The following is an 18649-nucleotide window of genomic DNA, read 5'->3' on the forward strand; positions in this document are numbered from 1 at the left end:
GTCAGGCGCGGTTGATCAGGAAGTTGCTCAGCAGGGGAACCGGACGGCCGGTGGCGCCCTTGGCGCCGCCCGACTTCCAGGCCGTGCCGGCGATATCGAGGTGGGCCCAGGTGTACTTGCGGGTGAAGTTCTCCAGGAACGCGGCCGCCGTGCACGAGGCGCCGCCCGGAGTGCCGATGTTGGCCAGGTCGGCGAAGTTGGACTTCAGCTGTTCGTTGTACAGCTCACCGATCGGCAAACGCCATGCCGTGTCGCTGGCGGCCTTGCCGGCGGCCAGCAGTTCGGCGGCCAGCTTTTCGTGGGCTTCATCTTCGCGCGTGAACAGGCCGCTGTTGTGGTGGCCCAGGGCCACGATGCAGGCGCCCGTCAGGGTGGCGATGTCGATCACGGCGGCCGGGTTGAAGCGCTCGGCGTAGGTCAGCGCATCGCACAGCACCAGGCGGCCTTCGGCGTCGGTGTTGAGGATCTCGATGGTCAGGCCGTTCATGGAGGTGACGATGTCGCCCGGCTTGGTGGCGCGGCCCGACGGCATGTTCTCGCAGGCGGCGATCACGCCGATCACGTTCAACTTCAAATTCATTTCGCCGATGGCGCGGAAGGTGCCCAGCACCGAGGCGGCGCCGCCCATGTCGTACTTCATCTCGTCCATGCCGGGCCCGGCCTTGAGCGAAATGCCGCCCGTGTCGAAGGTGATGCCTTTACCGACCAGCACCACCGGCGCATCCTTGGCCTTGCCGCCCATGTGCTTGATGACGATGAATTTCGGCGGCTGCTCGCTGCCGTTGGTGACCGACAGGAAGCTGTTCATCTTCAGCGATTCGAGCTGCTTGCGGTCCAGGATCTCGACCTCGAACTTGTAGTCCTTGCCCAGCTTCTTGGCCGTGTTGGCCAGATAGGTGGGGGTGCAGACGTTGGCCGACAGGTTGCCCAGTTCCTTGGTCAGGTCCATGCCGTTGGCGATGGCGATCGCCTGTGCCAGCGCCAGCTTGGTGCCGGCGGTGTTGGGCACGGCCAGCACGATCTTCTTCACGCCCGTGGGCGCCGGGTCTTTCTTGCTCTTCTGGCCGTCGGTACGGAACATGCCTTCGTGTGCCGATTGCACCACGTTGCGGATGGCCCAGTTCACATCGCGCTCTTTCACTTCCGTCATCGGTAATGCGATAATGGCGTCGCTCGCGCCCAGCGCGGCGAAAGCCTTGAGCGCGGCGCCCACGGCGCTGGCGAAGTTCTTCTCGCTGGCCGATTCGTCGCTACCCAGGCCCACCAGCAGCACGCGCTCGGCCGCCGCACCCTTCACGCCGCGCAGCAGCAGCGTGCTGCCGGCCTTGCCGGTGATGTCGCCGGACTTCAGGGCGGCAGTGATTTCACCAGCGCTGTCGAGCGCCTTGGCGGCGGCCGACAGTTTCTTGTTTTCGAAAACCGCAACGGCGACGCAGCCGGTCTTGGCCGACGCGATGGTGTTTTTTGTGTCGAATGCTTTTATGCTAAAGTCCATTGGATTCTCCGTATCGTGTGCTTGTCATGCGCGCCTTGTGAGCCGCGGCATCGTACTTAACCTAAGGATGCGTGGTTTCGCATCCTTAACTACCGAATTATAAAGCTTCACATGATCTTTCAACGTGCCCTTCAACGCGAGATGGCCAGTGCGGCCGGGGCGACCTTCACCGTGTTGTTCAGTATTTCCGTCACCTGGACCCTGATTACCATCCTCGGCAAGGCCGCCGGCGGCAAGGTCGCGTCGAGCGATGTGCTGGCCCTGATCCTGTTCGCGGCCCTGAATTATCTGCCCACCATCCTGATTCTCACCAGCTTTATTTCGGTGCTGATGGTGGTCACGCGCAGCTACCGCGATTCCGAAATGGTAGTGTGGTTCGCCTCGGGCCTGAGCCTGACCCGGTGGATACGCCCGGTGCTCAACTTCGGCCTGCCGATGGTGCTGCTGACGGCCGCGCTCAGTTTTGTCGCCACGCCGTGGGCCAAGCAGAAAAGCTCGGAGTACATCGAACGGTTCGAAAAGCGCGAGGACTTGCAGAAGGTCTCGCCCGGCCAGTTCCGCGAATCGGCGTCCACCAACCGCATCTTCTTCGTGGAAGGGGCGGACGGCAAGTCGCCAGTGGTGCAGAACGTGTTCGTCAACACGGTGGACGAACATGGCACGGCCGTCATCGTGGCGCGTGAAGGCGTGATCACGACGGGCCAGAACGGGGAGCGCTATCTGGTGCTGAAGAACGGCCGGCGCTACCAGGGCGTGCCGGGCCAGTCGGACTTCCAGACCATGGAGTTCGAGCGCTACAGCATGCGGGTGGCCAACCATGCGCAGGACCTGGAGTCCGACCATAGTGCCGACGCGCTCACCACCATGGCCCTGCTCAAGCTGACCAGCAACGAGGCGCGCGCCGAACTGCTGTGGCGCATCGCTTCGCCGATGACCTGTCTGGTGCTGATCCTGCTGGCCATTCCGCTCGGTTTCGTCAATCCGCGCGCCGGCAGTTCGGCCAACCTGATCATCGCGCTGCTGGTGTTCTTCAGCTACAGCAACCTGGTCAAGCTGGTCGAGGCCAGCGTCAAGCAGGGCCGCATCGGCTTCGCGTTGTCGTGGTGGCCGCTGCACGTGGCCGCCGCGCTGGCCGTGCTGGGCCTGTTCGCGTGGCGCTTGAACCTGAACCACCGCTACCATCCGCTGGCGTTGCTGGCGTCCTTCAAGCGCGCCGGCGCCCGCAAGGAAGGGGCGGCCAAATGAAGATACTGCAGCGTTATTTCGCCGTCTCCATCCTGCAGGCGGTGGCCTTCGTGCTGGTGGCCTTCCTGGCCCTGCAAGCGTTCATGGACTTGACGGGGGAACTGCCTTCGATCGGCAAGAACGGCTACGCCATCCAGCACGCCTTCCTGTACGTGCTGATCCTGTTGCCGGGCCATGTGTACGAGGTGATGCCGCTGGCGGCGCTGATCGGCACCATCTACACCATGGCGCAATTCGCTTCCACTTCCGAATTCACCATCATGCGCGCCTCCAGCATGTCGACCGGCATGGTGGCCTGGATGCTGGCCAAGATCGGTGTGGTGCTGGTGATTATCACCTTCATCTTCGGTGAGTTGATCGCGCCCCGTACGGCGCCCATCGCCGACAAGATCAAGCTGGCCGCGCGCGGCGCCGCCGTGTCGGCCGAATTCCGCTCCGGCATGTGGACCAAGGATATCGTCAAGAGCGAAGGCATGGCGGGCGCGGTGACCGGTTCGCGCTTCTTCAACGTGCGCGAGGTGCGCCCCGATGGCCAATTGGCCGACGTCAAGCTGTACGAATTCGACACCAACTTCCGTCTGCGCTCGCTCACGCTGGCCAAGAGCGGCACCTACCAGGGCAACAACACCTGGCGCCTGGCGGACGTGACGGAGAACCTGTTTACCAATTCCGAGCTGCTCAAGCCGGGCAGCGAGGCCAATGTGGGGAACCATTTCGCGCAAGCGTCCAGCGCCGTCACCACGCGCCACAGCGCCACGCTGGACCTGGTGTCGGAAATCACGCCCAAGATCCTGTCCGTGTCCGGCGCCGATCCGGAGCGCATGTCGGCCAACGAGCTGGCCGTGTACACCCGCCACCTGCAGGAGAACAAGCAGGAGACGGAGCGTTTCAAGATCGCGTTCTGGAAAAAGCTGTTCGACCCGCTGGCCATTTTCGTGCTGATGGCGCTGGCGCTGCCGTTCGCCTACCTGCATACGCGCGCGGGCGGCGTGAGCCTGAAGATCTTCGTCGGCATCATGATCGGCGTGAGCTTCCTGCTGATTAACACGCTGTTCTCGCATCTGGGCCTGCTCAGCACCTGGCCCGCCATTGTGACGGCGATCGCCCCGAGCGCCTTGTTCCTGCTGCTGGCGCTGGGCGCCTTGTGGTGGGTGGAGAGACATTGATGGCCAAGCGTGCCCTGATCCTGTTCGCCCACGGCGCCCGCGCCGCCTCCTGGGCCGCCCCATTCGAACGCCTGCGCGACATGGCGCAGGCGCGCATGCCCGACGTGTGCGTGTCGCTGGCGTTCCTGGAATTGATGACGCCACAGTTGCCGGAGCTGGTGGCCGAGCTGGTGCGCAGCGGCATCACGCAGGTCACGGTGGTGCCGGTGTTCCTGGGGCAGGGCGGCCACGTGCTGCGCGATCTGCCCCTGATGGTGGAGCAGTTGCGCACCGCCCATCCCCAGGCCACCATCAGCGTGGCCGAAGCGGCTGGCGAAAACGCGGCCGTGCTGAACGCCATTTGCGATTACTGCATAGGCACGCTGGGCGCGCCCTGAGCGACGCTTATTCGAACTTACTTTGCAGCGCGCCGTTTCAGCGTGATTTCGAACAGCTTGGGCCACTGCTTGCCCGTCACGAACAGGCGGCCGCTGGCCGGGTCGTAGGCGATGCCGTTGAGGACATCGTCGGGCCCCATCTGCTTGCGCTCGGCCCGCAACAGGCCGCTCAGGTCGATCCAGCCCACCACGTTGCCGCTGGCCGGATCGATGCGGGCGATCACGTCCGTCTGCCAGATGTTGGCGTAGATCTCGCCGTTGACCCATTCCAGCTCGTTGATCTGATCCACCGGCACGCCGTTCACGGTGACGGCGATGCGCCGTACTTCGCGCTGCGTGGCCGGGTCGAGCAGGCGCAGCTCATTGCTGCCGTCGCTCATGATCAATTGCTTGCCGTCCTGGGTCAGGCCCCAGCCTTCGCCGGGATACGAGAACGTGCGTTTGAGTTTGAAGCTGGCCAGGTCGAACACATAGCCGGTCTGCGACTGCCACGTGATGCCGAACAGTTCATTGCCCCACACCGTCATGCCTTCGCCGAACACGTCGGCCGGCAGGTTGGCTTGCTGCAGCACGCGGCCCGTCTCCAGGTTCACTTTGCGGATCGAGGAGCGGCCATGCATGCCGGTGCTCTCGTACAGGAAACCGTCGCGGTACAGCAGCCCTTGCGTGAAGGCTTGCGGGTCATGCGGATAGGTGTGGACGACGGTGATGTCGTAGACGGGAATGGTATCGGCCAGCGCCGGTGCGCCCACGGGGCCGAGCATCAGGGCCGCGCACAGCAGCCACTTGGATATTGCCGGTTTCAGACCGGTTTCACGCACCATACGCACTGCCGCCTCCCAGGCTGAATCAAAGCGACCATTATAAGGGCAGACAGGGGCAGGCTGGCGCGCCGGTGTGTCCGGCTGCGCCGCGGTGGGAGATCAGGCGCGGTGCTGCAAGGCGTCGATGGCGGCGGCGATATCGTCGGTGATATCGGCCGGCTGGTGGCTGCGCACTTTCATGGCGTCGCCCAGCATGACGAGCACGGGGCCGTGGGCCGGACCCAGGCCGTGGGCCAGCGAGTCGAGCGTCAGGCGGCGGATGCGCTGGTCGGGGCGGCTGCAGTTTTCGATCACCACCACCGGGGTATCGGGCCGGCGGCCCTGGGCCAGCATGCGCGCGGCGGTGGCCGTCGCTTCGCGGCCGCCCATGTACTGCACCAGGGTGTCGGTGTCGGGAATGGCGTGATGATCGCTGTGTTCGGGCGCCGTGCTGGAAGTGAAGAAGGCCACGCTGCGCGCCACGCCGCGCTTGGTGAGCGGCTGTTTGGTGGCGGCGGCGGCGGCCAGCGCGGTGGTGATGCCGGGCACCACCTCCACGTCGATGCCGGCTTCCTCCAGCGCGCGCAATTCCTCGTCGGCGCGGCCGAACAGCATCGGATCGCCGCCCTTGAGGCGCACCACCAGCGGCACCTTGCCGGCGTAATCGACCAGTTGCTTGTTGATGAATTGCTGGGCCGTGGACAACTGGCCGTAGCGTTTGCCAACCAGGATTTTTTCAGCTTGAGGACACAGCGCCAGCATCTCGTCCGTCACCAGGGCATCGTGCAGCACCACGTCGGCCTGCGCCAGCAGGCGCGCGCCGCGCAGTGTGATGAGGTCCTGGGCGCCGGGACCGGCGCCGATCAGGTAGACTTTTCCGAGAGCTGGCATGGCGGTATCTCCTTATGCGCCTTAAGCCGCGCCGTCCAAACGGATCATGCCGGCCGCCACGGTCTGGTGGCTCACTTCATCGATCAGGATGAAAGCGCCGGTGGCGCGGATGTCGGCGTAGGCGTCGGCCGCCAGCGGCTGCTGCACGTTCAGCGCAATGCGGGCGATGTCGTTCAGCTTCAGGCCGTCGGCGCTGTGGCGCTGCTGGGTGTTGATGTCCAATACCGAGTCGATTGCCGTCACCTTGGCGCCGGTCTGGCGGGTGCCGTGCTTGATCCAGTATTTGCGGCGTGGATCCAGCGGTTCATCCGACATCCAGCACACGTCCGCGTTGAGCGTCTTGAGCAGGGTGGCTGGCTGCTCGGCGCCGGCCAGCAGGTCGCCGCGCGAGATGTCCAGATATTCGTTCAGCAGCAGCGTGACGGACTGGCCTACCACGGCCGACTGATGCGAACCTTCCAGCGTGACGATGTCCTTCACGGTGGCGCTTTGGCCGGATGGCTGCACCACCAGCTTGTCGCCCACGCTGACCTTGCCCGCCTCGATGCGGCCCATGTAGCCGCGGAAGTCGTTCGCTTCGTGGCCGTTGTGGCGCGCCACCAGCTGCACCGGGAAACGGAACGGCGCGTTGTGCGATTCGTCGTACACGGACAGCGATTCGAGCAGCTCGATCAGGGTAGGACCCTGGTACCAGGCCAGCTTGTCGCTCTTGTCCACCACGTTGTCGCCGGTCAGGGCCGACAGCGGGATAGGCGTGATGTCCTTCAGGCCCAGCGTGGCGGCGAATTCGCCGTACGCCTTGACGATGCGGTCGTAGATCGCCTGGTCGTAGTTCACCAGGTCCATCTTGTTGACGGCCACCACCACGTGCTCGATCTGCAGCAGGTGGGCGATGGTGGAGTGGCGCTTGGTCTGGATCAAGAGGTCCACGCCGCCGTCCTCGCGCAGCTTGACCTTGGAGACGTCGATCAGGATGATGACCGCGTCGGCCGTGGAGGCGCCCGTCACCATGTTGCGGGTGTACTGCTCGTGGCCCGGCGTGTCGGCGATGATGAACTTGCGCTTGGGCGTGGCGAAGTAGCGGTAGGCCACGTCGATGGTGATGCCTTGCTCGCGTTCCGCTTCCAGGCCGTCCGTCAGCAGCGACAGGTCGACCGTGTCGCCGACGGTGCGCTTGTGCTTGGAGCGCGACATGGCGTCCAGCTGGTCGGCGAAGATGCCCTTGCTGTCGAACAGCAGGCGGCCGATCAGGGTGCTCTTGCCGTCGTCGACGGAACCGGCGGTGATGAAGCGCAGCAGGCCGCGTTCGTTCAATTTGTCAGTGTTTGCGTTCATCAGAAGTATCCTGCTTTTTTACGTTTTTCCATCGAGGCTTCGGAAGTCTGGTCGTCCATCCGGGTGGCGCCGCGTTCGGTGATCTGGGTGATGGCCGTTTCGGCGATGATCGCCTCCACCGTCGCCGCGTCCGACGACACGGGGCAGGTGCACGAGATGTCCCCCACGGTGCGGAAGCGCACCACCTGGGTTTCGACGGTCTCGCCATCGCGCGGCGGGGTCAGGTCGGTCAGCGGCACCAGCAGGCCGTTGCGGGGGATGACCTGGCGTTCGTGGGCGAAGTAGATCGGCGGCAGTTCCAGCTTTTCACGGGCGATGTACTGCCACACGTCCAGTTCGGTCCAGTTCGAGATCGGGAACACGCGCATGTTCTCGCCGGGGTGGACGCGGGTGTTATACAGGTCCCACAGTTCCGGGCGCTGCGATTTCGGATCCCAGGCGCCGAATTCGTCGCGGAACGAGAAGATGCGTTCCTTGGCGCGGGCTTTTTCCTCGTCGCGGCGGGCGCCGCCGATGCAGGCGTCGAACTTGTGTTCAGCGATGGTTTCGAGCAGCGTGACGGCTTGCGCGGCGTTGCGCGAATCGGTGGCCGGGTTACGCAGCCGCACCGTGCCGCGCTTGATGGAATCCTCCACCGAGCCGACGATCAGGCGTTCGCCCAGTTCAGCCACGCGCTTGTCGCGGAAGGTGATCACTTCCGGGAAGTTGTGGCCGGTGTCCACGTGCACCAGCGGGAACGGGAATTTACCGGGGCGGAAGGCCTTTTCGGCCAGGCGCAGCAGCACCACCGAGTCTTTGCCGCCCGAGAACAGCAGGGCAGGGTTGGCGCATTCGGCCGCCACTTCACGCATGATGTGGATCGCTTCCGATTCCAAAGCGTCGAGGTGGCGCGCATTGACGTCGCCGAGGCCGCGCGCGGCGGAGTTATCAACTAGAGCATTCATTGGACTGTGCCTATCTTCTTGATTCTGAATCTGTCTGTCAGTGTGGCTTATGCGGCCACGGATTTGATGCGTACCAGCTTGCCGTCCACCAGGTGCAGGCCGCACTCTTTCGAGTCCGGATTCTCCCACCACCAGCGGCCAGCGCGCACATCCTCGCCCGGCTCGATGGCGCGGGTGCAGGGCGCGCAGCCGATCGAGGGATAGCCCTGGTCGTGCAGCGCATTGTAAGGCACGTTGTTGGCGCGGATGTAATCCCATACATCCTGCTCCGACCAGTCGGCCAGCGGGTTGAACTTGATCATGCCATGGGCCGCATCGTCTTCCTGCACGTGCAGTTCGGCGCGGGTGGCCGACTGCGCGCGGCGCTGTCCCGTCACCCAGGCCTTGTTGCCGGCCAGCGCGCGGCCCAGCGGTTCGACCTTGCGGATGCGGCAGCATTCGCGCCGCATCTCGACGCTGTCATAGAAAGCGTTCAGGCCGTTCTGCGCCACGTAGGCTTCCACCGCTTCCGGTTGCGGGCGGTACAGCGCGATCTCGTAGCCGTAGGTGTCCTTGACCTTATCGAGCATGGCCAGGGTTTCAGGATGCAAGCGCCCCGTCTCCAGCGAGAAGATCCCGATCGGCAGTTTGGCCTTTAAAATCAGGTCGGTCAAGACCATGTCCTCGGCCGCCAGGCTGGAGGCGAAAACGGCCGGCGTGAATTCGGCGCCGATGCGCGCCAGCGTGGCGTTGGTGGCGGCAACGAGGGAAGTCAGATCGCTCATGGGTTCTCCTGTCAGATGCCGAAACCGACGTCGGTGCCGGCATTGGCCGCGCCCACATCGCGCGCATGGCGGCGGAACAGCGGCAGTTTCTGGTCCACCGAGGCCTGGTAGGTTTCCGAGAAATCGGTCAAGCCTTTCAGCGCGTCGTGGATGTTGCGGTCGGGGCGGGTGGCGAAGGCGTCAAAGCCCACGCGCTGCATGGAGAACAGCTGGTCGCGCAGCACGTCGCCGATGGCGCGCAATTCACCCTGGTAGCCCAGGCGGGTGCGCAGGTTGAAGGCGATCGAGTAGCCGCGGCCGTCGGTGAACTTGGGGAAGTCCACTGCCACCAGGGCAAAACGGCCCAGGTCTTCGCGCAGCGCCTCGGGGCGCTCGTCGCTGGCGATCCAGACGCCGATCTCGCCGGCGGCGGCGCGCGCGGCCAAGGTGTCGCGCTGGGCCAGCCAGACGGCTTGCGGCACGATCACTTTGCCGGCCGGGACGGCCACGGCCGCAGCTTCGGGCGCCGTTTCACCTTCGGCCGCTTCGGTGCGCAGCACGAACCAGTCGTCTTCGACCACGGTGCGCTGCTTGATGATCAGGTTTTTTACAGCTTCAGGCATATTCGTCTTCTCCAATCAGTCGGCCGGCGTCGGCAATCGGCGTGGCGTACACATGTTCCTTGAACGGGGTCACGCCGATGCGCGCCACCGTGTCGGCGAAGTGTTCGTCTTCAAAGCGCTCGCGCAGGTAGACTTGCAACAGGCGGTCGATCACTTCCGGCATTTGCAGCGCCGAGAACGATGGGCCGATGATCTTGCCGATGGCCGCGTTGTTGCCTTGCGCGCCGCCGATCGAGACCTGATACCACTCGCTGCCATCCTTGTCCACACCGAGCACGCCGATGCTGCCCACGTGGTGGTGGCCGCAGGCGTTGATGCAGCCCGAGATATTGAGTTCGATCTCGCCGATGTCGTGCTGGTAGTCGATGCTGTCGAAGCGCTCGGCGATGGCGGCGGCGATCGGGATCGACTTGGCGTTGGCCAGCGAGCAGAAGTCGCCGCCGGGGCAGCAGATCATGTCGGTCAGCAGGCCGATGTTGGGGGTGGCCAGTGCGTGCGCCTTGGCTTCCTGCCATACCTTGAACAACAGGCTTTGCTCGACGTCGGCCAGGATGATGTTCTGCTCGTGCGTGACGCGCAGTTCACCGAAGCTGTAGCGGTCGGCCATCTCGGCCATGTAGTCCATCTGCTCGGCGGTGGCGTCGCCCGGCGGCACGCCGGTCTTCTTCAGCGACAGCACCACGGAAGCGTAGCCCGGCACCTTGTGCGGCTTGACATTGCGCTTGAGCCAGTTGGCGAAGGCCTTGTTGTCCGCGTGTTCGGCCTGGACGTCGATGTTGGCCAGGGTCTTGTAGGCGGGCGGCTGGAAGTAGGCCATCACGCGCGCCATTTCCTCGTCGCTCAGGGTTTCCGGACCATCCTTCAGGTCTTGCCATTCCGCTTCCACCTGGCGCGCGAATTCCTCCACGCCCAGCGCCTTCAGCAGGATCTTGATGCGGGCCTTGTACTTGTTGTCGCGGCGGCCGTACTGGTTGTAGACGCGCATCACGGCTTCCGTGTAGGTCAGCAGGTGGCGCCATGGCAGGAATTCGCGGATCACGCTGCCGATGATGGGGGTGCGGCCCAGGCCACCGCCGGCCATGAATTTGAAGCCGATCTCGCCTTCGGCGTTGCGCACCACGGTCAGGCCGATGTCGTGCACGGCGATGGCGGCGCGGTCTTGCTCGGCGCCGTTGATGGCGACCTTGAATTTGCGCGGCAGGGCGATGAATTCAGGGTGGAAGGTGCTCCACTGGCGCAGCACTTCCGCATAAGGACGGGGATCGATGATCTCGTCGGCAGCCACCCCGGCGAATGGGTCGGAGGTGGTGTTGCGGATGCAGTTGCCGGACGTCTGGATGGCGTGCATCTGCACCGAGGCCAGCTCGGTCAGGATGTCGGGCGTCTGTTCCAGCTCGACCCAGTTGAACTGGATGTTCTGGCGGGTGGTGAAGTGGCCATAGCCGCGGTCGTACTTGCGGGCGATGTGGGCGAACATGCGCATCTGCTTCGAGGCGAGCAGGCCGTACGGCACGGCGATGCGCAGCATGTAAGCGTGACGCTGCATGTACAGGCCGTTTTGCAGGCGCAATGGCAGGAATTCGGCTTCGGTCAGCTCATCGGCCAGACGGCGCCGTACCTGGTCGCGGTACTGGGCGATGCGTTCGCGCACGATGAGGTGGTCGTATTGATCGTATTGGTACATATTCTTCCCAAAAAATTGCTTGCTGGAGTGCCGGCACGTTCAGTGTAGTAGGAAACGCCGCATTTTCGAGCCGGTCACACCATTAAAACAGTGTCACTCTTGCAACGAAGCCGTACAGTCATCCCCAAACTAGCTGCAATAGTAATAAACTTCGTCTTTATTCCATACGACTTAGTCTTTATTTGCTTATATACGTATTCGGTATAAGCTAGGGCGCAAACCACTTTTTGCCGCGATTCCGGGGATTCGACCGCTAATGAACTTACACCAACTGCGCTTTGTGCGCGAAGCCGTCCGCCAAAACTATAACCTGACTGACGCCGCCAAAGCTTTATTCACATCGCAGCCGGGGGTATCCAAGGCCATTATCGAGCTGGAGGAGGAGCTGGGCGTGGATATTTTCACGCGGCACGGCAAGCGCATCCGCGGGCTGACGGAGCCGGGCCGGCTGGTGCTGGAGTCGGTCGAGCTGATCATGCAGGAGATAGACAGCCTCAAACGCATCGGCAAGGAATACGCGGCACAGGACAGCGGCAGCTTCACCATCGCCACCACCCACACCCAGGCCCGCTATACCTTGCCCAAGGTGGTGCAGGCGTTCATGCAGAAATTCCCCAAGGTGAGATTGTCTTTATTGCAAGGCAATCCCCAGCAGATCGCCGACATGGTGCAGCGCGACCAGGCCGACCTGGCCATCGCCACCGAATCGATCGCCTCCATCAATGGCCTGATCACGCTGCCGTGCTACCAGTGGGAACATGTGGTGGTAGTGCCGCCCGACCATCCGCTGCTCAAGTCCAAGTCCATCACGCTGGAGGAAATTGCCGCTTTCCCCATCATCACTTACGATAGCGCCTTCGCCGGACGCAGCAAGATCGACCATGCGTTCACCTTGCGCGGCCTCAAGTTGGACGTGCTGCTGGAAGCCATCGACGCCGACGTGATCAAGACTTATGTCGAACTGGGCATGGGGATTGGTATCATAGCGGGGATGGCGTTCGACGCCGAACGCGACAAGAACCTGCGCGCCATCTCGGCGGGCCACCTGTTTGGCATGAATGTGTCGCGCGTGGCCGTCAAGCAGGGCGCTTATTTGCGCAGCTACATCTACACCTTTATCGAGTTGCTGGCTCCGACGCTCAACCGCAAGTTGATCGAGCAGGCCATGAGCGGCGAAAAAGATACTTACGAACTGTAAGGCACTGCATCTGCATTACCTGAATTCATAGAAAAGAGTTTTTACATGATTACCAATCAGCTGGCCCAATACTACGCCGTCAACGCTGACAATTACGACCAGGTCTACGCCAACGAGGCCCGCTTCGACGATCTCGACGATCTGCAGGAAATGATCGCCGAGCTGCTGGAAGGGCACACGGTACTGGAACTGGCCTGCGGCACCGGCTACTGGACCGAGCTGATCGCGGACGTGGCCGCGTCGGTGCACGCCACTGACGTGGTGCCGGAAATGCTGGCGCTGGCGCGCACCCGCGAGCTGGACGACGAGATCGTCACCTTTGGCGAGCTGGACGCGCTGAACCTGCCCGACAGCGTGGGCCAGTACACGGCCGTGTTCGCCGCCGGCTGGTGGTGTCACGTGCGCCGCGAAGACCAGGAAAAATACCTCAAACAACTGCGTGCCAAGTTCGGCAAGGATGTGCTGCTGGTGCTGCTCGACAGCAGCTATGTCGATGGCGACAGCATGGTCATCGCCCGTACCGATGCGGAAGGCAACACCTACCAGATCCTCACGGCCGACGATGGCCAGCGCTATGAAGTGATGATGAACTATCCCAAGGACAGCGCGCTGCGCAAGCGCCTGGCGCCGCACGGTCGGGAAATCCGGGTGGAGCGGCTGGAATATTACTACCTGCTGAGCTGCCGCCTGAAATAAGCGCCCGCCTCAGCGCCCACTACGCTTTACCCCGGCAAACAAGCCGCTGACGCGATGCGCAGCGGCTTTTTTGTTGCCTGAGTAATAAGCGACGTGGATTTGCAACAAAATTGATGATGTCACATTGTTGAAGTATTTGGCAGGCAAGATTCGCCCCGTAGATTCCTTACGCCCCACTCTTTCAACTTCAATAGAGAACATCAAGTGAAAAAACTTACTCTGGCAGCAATGATCATCGCCGGCTTCGCGGCTAACGTGCAGGCCCAATCGAACGTCACCATCTACGGCCTGGTCGATGCCGGCCTGGTCAGCGAGCGTGGCGGCGCCGCCGGCAGCGTGACCAAGGTGACCAGTGGTATCGGCAGCCAGTCGCGTCTGGGCTTCAAGGGCACCGAAGACCTGGGCAGCGGCCTGTCGGCCATCTTCCAGCTGGAAACCGGCGTCAAGATCGACGACGGCCAACTGGACAGCGCCAACACCATCTTCAACCGCCAGGCTTACGTCGGCCTGAAGTCGAAAGATGCCGGTACCCTGACCCTGGGCCGCCAGTACACCATGCTGTACAACGCCATGAGCCAGGTGGCCGATCCGTTTGGCGCCGGCTACGCTGGCAGCATCAAGAACCTGTTCGCCGCCAAGGGCGCCAACACCCGCACCAGCAACGCCATCGTCTACGCCACCCCGAACTTCGACGGCTTCTCGGTGGAAGGCCTGTACGCGCTGGGCGAACAAGCCGGCAGCAACTCGGCTGGCCGCCAGTTCGGCCTGGGCTTTAACTACGCCAACGGCCCGCTGAATGCACGTCTGGTGTACAACAACAAGAACACCGACACGGTGGGCAAGCCGACCATGGACACGTCGCGCAACACCCTGTTCGCGGCCAACTACGACTTCCAGGTCGTGAAAGCCTTCTTCGCCTACGGCGCCGACAAGGGCCTGTTCAGCGCCGAGCTGCCATCGGCCAACGCCTTCGCCTACAAGACCGCGCCCGTGGCCAGTATCGACAGCAACGACCTGCTGATCGGCGCGCAAGTGCCGGTGACGGCCAATGACGTGATCATGGCTTCCTACATGCGCAAGAACGACAAGACCGTCCTGAACCAGGATGCGGACCAGTGGGCCATCGGCTACTCGCACCTGCTGTCCAAGCGTACCAACGCCTACGTTGCCTACGCCAAGATCAAGAACAAGAACGGCGCCGGCTACACCGTTGGCAACAACAACGAAGCCGGTTCGGGCGACAAGGCCTTCAACATCGGCATCCGTCACTCGTTCTAAGTTGTTTTGCTGAAGGTGGGCGGGCCGGCATGGCTCGCCCGCCTTCGATACATCGCGCGCCGCCCGGCTCCTGCCCGGCGGCGCGTTGTGTTTTCAGGCGCCGGCCGGCAGTGGCATGCTGATGTCGATATGGGTGCCGCCGTTGCTGGTGATGGCAATGTCGCCATGGATGGCCCAGACCCGTTCGCGCATGCCGATCAGGCCGAACGAGGAAGCCTTGTCCATATCCTGTTCGGCGATGCCTCGGCCATCGTCCTGGATGGTGATGCACAGCGTGTTGTGGCGCCGGTGCAGCTCCAGTGTGACGTTGCGTGCCTGGGCGTGGCGCGCGATATTGGTCAACGCTTCCTGCACGATGCGGAAGATGGCCGTGCTGTAGCTATCGTCCAGCACCAGTTCCTCCTCGCTGGCGTCGAGCGTGCAGGCGATGCCGTGGCGCGCCGCGAATTCCTGGCGCATGCTGTCGAGGGCGAAAAACAGGCCGCCTTCGTCCAGCGCGCGCGGCCGCAGGTTGCTGGCGATGCGGCGCAGCGAGGTGATGGCCGACAGCAGCACTTCGTCCATGCTGGCCAGCAGCTTGCTGGCCGCCTCGTTGGCGGCCGGCTGCTGCTGCAGCAGGGTCAGGTCCATGCGCAGCGTGGCCAGCAACTGGCCCAGGTCGTCGTGCAGTTCGCGCGCGATGTGGGTGCGTTCCTCCTCGCGGATGGTTTGCAGCGCGGCCGACAGCTCGCGCAGCTGGGTGTAGGACTGTTCCAGCTTTTGCTGCACCTGTTTGCGTTCGGTCACGTCGCGCAGGATGATGGTGTGGATCTGGCGTCCATCCTCGGTCAGGCTGGAGATCGAGCCTTCCAGCGGAAAGTACTGGCCGCTCGCCTTGAGGCCGGTGACGACGTAGTCGCTGGCGCGCCGGCCCTTCATGCGCAGCCGGATGCCGGTGGCGCCGAAATACTGGAGTTGCGGGCCGTCGGGCAGGGCGCGTTGCTCGCGCGGAATGAATTGTTGCAACGATGCGCCTTCCATCGCCTGCACGGTGGTGGCGAACATGGCGGCGGCCGAGGGATTGGCCTGCACGATGGTCTGGTTGTCGTCAGTGGAAATGATGGCGTCGCTGGCGTGCTGGATGATGCTGCGGCTGCGGTTGCGGGCTTCGGCCGCCAGCCGGCGCGGTTGGCGCAGCGGGGCGGCCAACCGGCGCGCCAGCCGTGCGGCCAGCAGCAGGAAGGCCGCCAGCGCGGACAGGGCCAGGGGCCAGGGCGATTTTCCGGACAGGTTCATGGCACGCATCCTTGCCGCCGCGGAGGGAGGCCTTGCGTGTCACACTAATACAGGGCGCGGCGGCGGTGTTGAGCTGACGCAGATGTGCGCCGGCCATGACGTCCGCTTGCTGACATCGGCTTGCTTACATCTGCTTGAACAGGTGCAGGAAGCTGCGGCTCACTTCCAGCTTGTCCGGTTTGCCCTTGATCATGACCAGGTGGCGGCCGCGGATGTCGCGCGTGACGCCTTCGATGGCGTTCACGTTCACCAGCGTGGCGCGGTGGATCTGCCAGAACAGCGCTGGGTCCAGTTCCTCGGCCAGGTCGCGCACGGGTTTGCGGATCAACGCTTCGTAGCGCTCGGTCTGCACGCAGGTGTATTTCTCGTCGGAGCGGAAGAACAGGATTTCCTCCACCGGGATCATGCGCAAGTCCTGGCCGATGCTGGCCTGTATCCATTGCAGATAGGTGGGCTTGGGCGCCGTGATCTTTTCCGCCAGTTGCGACAGCATGGCGGTGACGCTGGCGTTCATGTCCGCTTCCGGCTTGGCCAGGCGCGTCTTCAGGCGGTCCACCGTGATTTGCAGGCGCTCGGGCTCGGGCGGTTTGAGCACATAGTCGACGGCGCCGCGCTCGAACGCTTCCACGGCGTAGGCGTCGTAGGCCGTCACGAATACAATATGGCTTTTGTTGCCGATCGCGGTGGCCGCTTCCATGCCGGTCTTGCCGGGCATGCGGATGTCGAGGAAGGTGAAGTCGGGTTTGAGCTGGTCGACCAGTTCGATGGCCTCCTCACCGTTCTTGGCTTCGCCGATAATCTCCAGCTCCGGCCACACCTGGTTCAGGCGCATGCGCAGCTGGTCGCGCATCAAACGTTCGTCGTCGGCAAGGATTGCGGTTGGCATGATGGTAAAGTTGTAAAATTAAGGTGTTAATTATTCAACGAAACGATGTAATTATCAATCGTCGGCTTCTTTTGCGTCGCTTATTTGGCCAGCTGGTAGGGCACTTCAATGGTGGCGATCACGCCGGTGGGACTGTTGGCCGCGATCAGCAGTTGCGCCTGGTCGCCATGTAGCAGTTTCAGCCGTTCGCGGATGGTCATCAGTCCCAGGCCTGTGCCGTCGCTGGGCACGGCGCCAAAGCCGAGGCCATCATCGGTGACGATCACGCGCAGTTTATTGTGCGCCACTTCCGCCCGTACTTTCAGTGTCCCACCTTCGGGCTTGGCTTCCAGGCCGTGCTTGATGGCATTTTCCACCATCGATTGCAGCATCATGGGTGGGAAGGCGGCCGTGCGCAAACCGTCCGGAATGTCGAAGTCCACCGTCAGGCGCTCCTCCATCCGCATTTTCAGCAGGTTCAGGTAGGCCAGTACCATGTCCGCCTCGCGGCCCAGGTTGGTGATCAGGGTGTTGTCGCGCATTTGCGGCAGCACGGCGCGCAAGTATTTGATCAGGCTACGCTGCATGGCCGAGGCGCGCGGCGGGTTGGTTTCAATCAGGTGTTCGACCGAGGCCAGGGTATTGAACAGGAAGTGCGGCTCGACCTGGGCTTGCATCATCTGCATCTTCGCTTCGCTGAGCTGGCGCTGCATGGATTCGCGCTCGGCGGCCGCGTTGGCTGTCATGGTCTGCGCTTCAGCCCGTTTTTTGCCGCCCATCAGGGCCTTGGTGCCAAACAGCGCCAGGACCAGCAGCGAGACGAAACTCTTGAACCAGGTGGAGGCCTGGCGGTGGTAGCGGGTCACTTTCTGCTCGGCCGCGTCGTCCACCGCCTCTTCGATCGCGTTGGATAATTCCTCGCCGATCTGGGGCGGCAGGTCGATGTGGACTTCTTCGCCGGGCTGGCCGGGCAGGGCAGGTGTGGCGGGCGCGGCCGGTTTGGCGCGCTTGGCCGGTTTGGCGGGCAACTCGGGTGGCGCTGGCGGTTCAGCCGGTTCCGCCGCTTGCGGTGGTTCGGCGGGTTCCGGCGGAACGGGCGCATCGTGGTCGCCCGAGGTGCTCTTGTCCGAGCCGGATGCCGATGCGCTGGCGCTGGCCCCATCCTTGCGCAATTTGCCACGCGGATTGAAGTGAATGCCACTGTCATCGATCAGGATATTGGTCTCGCCGTTCTTGCGGTTGGGGCGCTTGGGGGTGTTGACGACCACTTCCTCGTCCGGGCTGGAGGAGAACAGTTCCTCCTGGAGGATGGAACCGGCGATCAGCATCAACGCTGCGAACATCAGGAACTTCCACCATGACAACTGGGTTACCCAGGTCGCGGTCGCATCGAAGCTGCGGTGCAGCCAGGCAGCGACGCTTTTCAGGATTTCTTGAATTTTCGGCAAGGGCAGCATGTAAGACTTTCAGAAAGCAGGTGGTCAAGCATGGAGCAAGTGTAGCGAAAGCCTATCTTCTGATGCTATGCAATTGCGACAGCCTGCAGGAAATGGGGAGTGAAACGAAGCCGTGGGGGACTTTCCGCAGGGAAGGCGAAAAAGGCCTTGCCAAGTTGGCGGCAGCTTTGCTATAGTTCGCCTCCCCGCTGAAACGCACGCAAATTAACGCTGTAGCGAAGTAAGTCGAGGCGCTGATAAAACAGTGTAGTAGTTGACGAAATAAGCGAAGTGCTTCATACTCTTCTTTCTCTGCAGATGACAAACAAAACGCTTTGTCGAATAACGCAGAGGATAGTACCGAATAAGTTCTTTAAAAATTCACAGTCGATAAGTGTGGACGTTTGATGGAAGTGCACACGAAGCCAGTCTTCGTGATACTTAAAATATCAAATGTTCACAAGAAGTAATGAAATAGGATACTCGCAAGAGTAGCCTGTCAGTATTTTGAGTGAGCGAATTCGGACCAATGGGACGAATTCGGCGGCAGAAATGTCGTCGACAAACAAACAGAGATTAAACTGAAGAGTTTGAT

Annotated in this window: 17 protein-coding genes; 6 read left to right on the forward strand and 11 right to left on the reverse strand. The window is 62.7% G+C overall.

Going from position 1 to position 18649, the window contains the following annotated elements; genetic code table 11:
- Position 1: 1 nt before the first annotated feature.
- Positions 2 to 1495, reverse strand: coding sequence for a leucyl aminopeptidase (locus H3H39_RS24175; protein ID WP_182156936.1), 1494 nt, complete (start codon positions 1493 to 1495; stop codon positions 2 to 4).
- A gap of 111 nt (positions 1496 to 1606) precedes the next feature.
- Between H3H39_RS24175 and lptF the strand changes: the two genes are divergently transcribed.
- From lptF to H3H39_RS24190, 3 genes are read left to right on the forward strand one after another with little or no spacing between them, the layout of a single operon-like run.
- Entirely contained in the window at positions 1607 to 2740 is a 1134-nt protein-coding gene (gene lptF, locus H3H39_RS24180) for an LPS export ABC transporter permease LptF (RefSeq protein WP_182156937.1), read from the forward strand.
- Positions 2737 to 3906, forward strand: a complete 1170-nt coding sequence (gene lptG, locus H3H39_RS24185; RefSeq protein WP_182156938.1) for an LPS export ABC transporter permease LptG — start codon at positions 2737 to 2739, stop codon at positions 3904 to 3906. Before lptF ends, lptG begins: the two co-directional genes overlap by 4 nt.
- Complete coding sequence (locus tag H3H39_RS24190) at positions 3906 to 4283, forward strand: sirohydrochlorin chelatase (RefSeq protein ID WP_182156939.1); 378 nt, start codon at positions 3906 to 3908, stop codon at positions 4281 to 4283. The genes lptG and H3H39_RS24190 overlap by 1 nt, the downstream gene beginning before the upstream one ends.
- Before the next feature lie 17 nt (positions 4284 to 4300).
- Here the strand turns inward: H3H39_RS24190 and H3H39_RS24195 are convergent, their stop codons facing one another.
- The 7 genes from H3H39_RS24195 to H3H39_RS24225 all read right to left on the reverse strand — a co-directional run bounded on the left by H3H39_RS24195 (position 4301) and on the right by H3H39_RS24225 (position 11306).
- Positions 4301 to 5107, reverse strand: a complete 807-nt coding sequence (locus tag H3H39_RS24195; protein ID WP_220461662.1) for a glutaminyl-peptide cyclotransferase — start codon at positions 5105 to 5107, stop codon at positions 4301 to 4303.
- Between the two features lie 99 nt (positions 5108 to 5206).
- Positions 5207 to 5977 carry a uroporphyrinogen-III C-methyltransferase gene (gene cobA / locus H3H39_RS24200; RefSeq protein WP_182156940.1) on the reverse strand — a complete coding sequence of 257 codons (771 nt, stop codon included), beginning with the start codon at positions 5975 to 5977 and terminating at the stop codon, positions 5207 to 5209.
- A 21-nt stretch (positions 5978 to 5998) separates the two neighbouring features.
- Positions 5999 to 7312 (reverse strand): sulfate adenylyltransferase subunit 1, encoded by a 1314-nt coding sequence (locus tag H3H39_RS24205; protein WP_182156941.1) that lies wholly within the window; start codon positions 7310 to 7312, stop codon positions 5999 to 6001.
- Positions 7312 to 8256 carry a sulfate adenylyltransferase subunit CysD gene (gene cysD, locus H3H39_RS24210; protein ID WP_182156942.1) on the reverse strand — a complete coding sequence of 315 codons (945 nt, stop codon included), beginning with the start codon at positions 8254 to 8256 and terminating at the stop codon, positions 7312 to 7314. The genes H3H39_RS24205 and cysD overlap by 1 nt, the downstream gene beginning before the upstream one ends.
- 47 nt (positions 8257 to 8303) lie before the next feature.
- Positions 8304 to 9020, reverse strand: coding sequence for a phosphoadenylyl-sulfate reductase (locus H3H39_RS24215; RefSeq protein ID WP_182156943.1), 717 nt, complete (start codon positions 9018 to 9020; stop codon positions 8304 to 8306).
- Between the two features lie 11 nt (positions 9021 to 9031).
- Complete coding sequence (locus H3H39_RS24220) at positions 9032 to 9622, reverse strand: DUF934 domain-containing protein (RefSeq protein ID WP_182156944.1); 591 nt, start codon at positions 9620 to 9622, stop codon at positions 9032 to 9034.
- Positions 9615 to 11306 (reverse strand): nitrite/sulfite reductase, encoded by a 1692-nt coding sequence (locus H3H39_RS24225; protein ID WP_182156945.1) that lies wholly within the window; start codon positions 11304 to 11306, stop codon positions 9615 to 9617. Before H3H39_RS24225 ends, H3H39_RS24220 begins: the two co-directional genes overlap by 8 nt.
- Before the next feature lie 256 nt (positions 11307 to 11562).
- Between H3H39_RS24225 and H3H39_RS24230 the strand changes: the two genes are divergently transcribed.
- From H3H39_RS24230 to H3H39_RS24240, 3 genes are all read left to right on the forward strand, one after another.
- Entirely contained in the window at positions 11563 to 12504 is a 942-nt protein-coding gene (locus tag H3H39_RS24230) for a CysB family HTH-type transcriptional regulator (protein WP_182156946.1), read from the forward strand.
- 45 nt (positions 12505 to 12549) lie between these two features.
- Positions 12550 to 13200, forward strand: a complete 651-nt coding sequence (locus H3H39_RS24235; RefSeq protein ID WP_182156947.1) for a class I SAM-dependent methyltransferase — start codon at positions 12550 to 12552, stop codon at positions 13198 to 13200.
- A 204-nt stretch (positions 13201 to 13404) separates the two neighbouring features.
- Positions 13405 to 14478: a porin gene (locus H3H39_RS24240; RefSeq protein WP_511263762.1), complete on the forward strand. Its 1074-nt coding sequence runs from the start codon at positions 13405 to 13407 to the stop codon at positions 14476 to 14478.
- 93 nt (positions 14479 to 14571) lie between these two features.
- Here the strand turns inward: H3H39_RS24240 and H3H39_RS24245 are convergent, their stop codons facing one another.
- The 3 genes from H3H39_RS24245 to H3H39_RS24255 form a co-directional block, all read right to left on the reverse strand.
- Entirely contained in the window at positions 14572 to 15753 is a 1182-nt protein-coding gene (locus H3H39_RS24245) for a sensor histidine kinase (protein ID WP_182156948.1), read from the reverse strand.
- Between the two features lie 124 nt (positions 15754 to 15877).
- Complete coding sequence (locus H3H39_RS24250) at positions 15878 to 16639, reverse strand: LytR/AlgR family response regulator transcription factor (protein ID WP_182156949.1); 762 nt, start codon at positions 16637 to 16639, stop codon at positions 15878 to 15880.
- A gap of 80 nt (positions 16640 to 16719) precedes the next feature.
- Positions 16720 to 18075, reverse strand: coding sequence for a sensor histidine kinase (locus H3H39_RS24255; protein WP_182156950.1), 1356 nt, complete (start codon positions 18073 to 18075; stop codon positions 16720 to 16722).
- Between the last annotated feature and the right edge of the window lie 574 nt (positions 18076 to 18649).

It is taken from the genome of Rugamonas apoptosis, assembly GCF_014042355.1.
Classification (GTDB): domain Bacteria; phylum Pseudomonadota; class Gammaproteobacteria; order Burkholderiales; family Burkholderiaceae_D; genus Rugamonas; species Rugamonas apoptosis.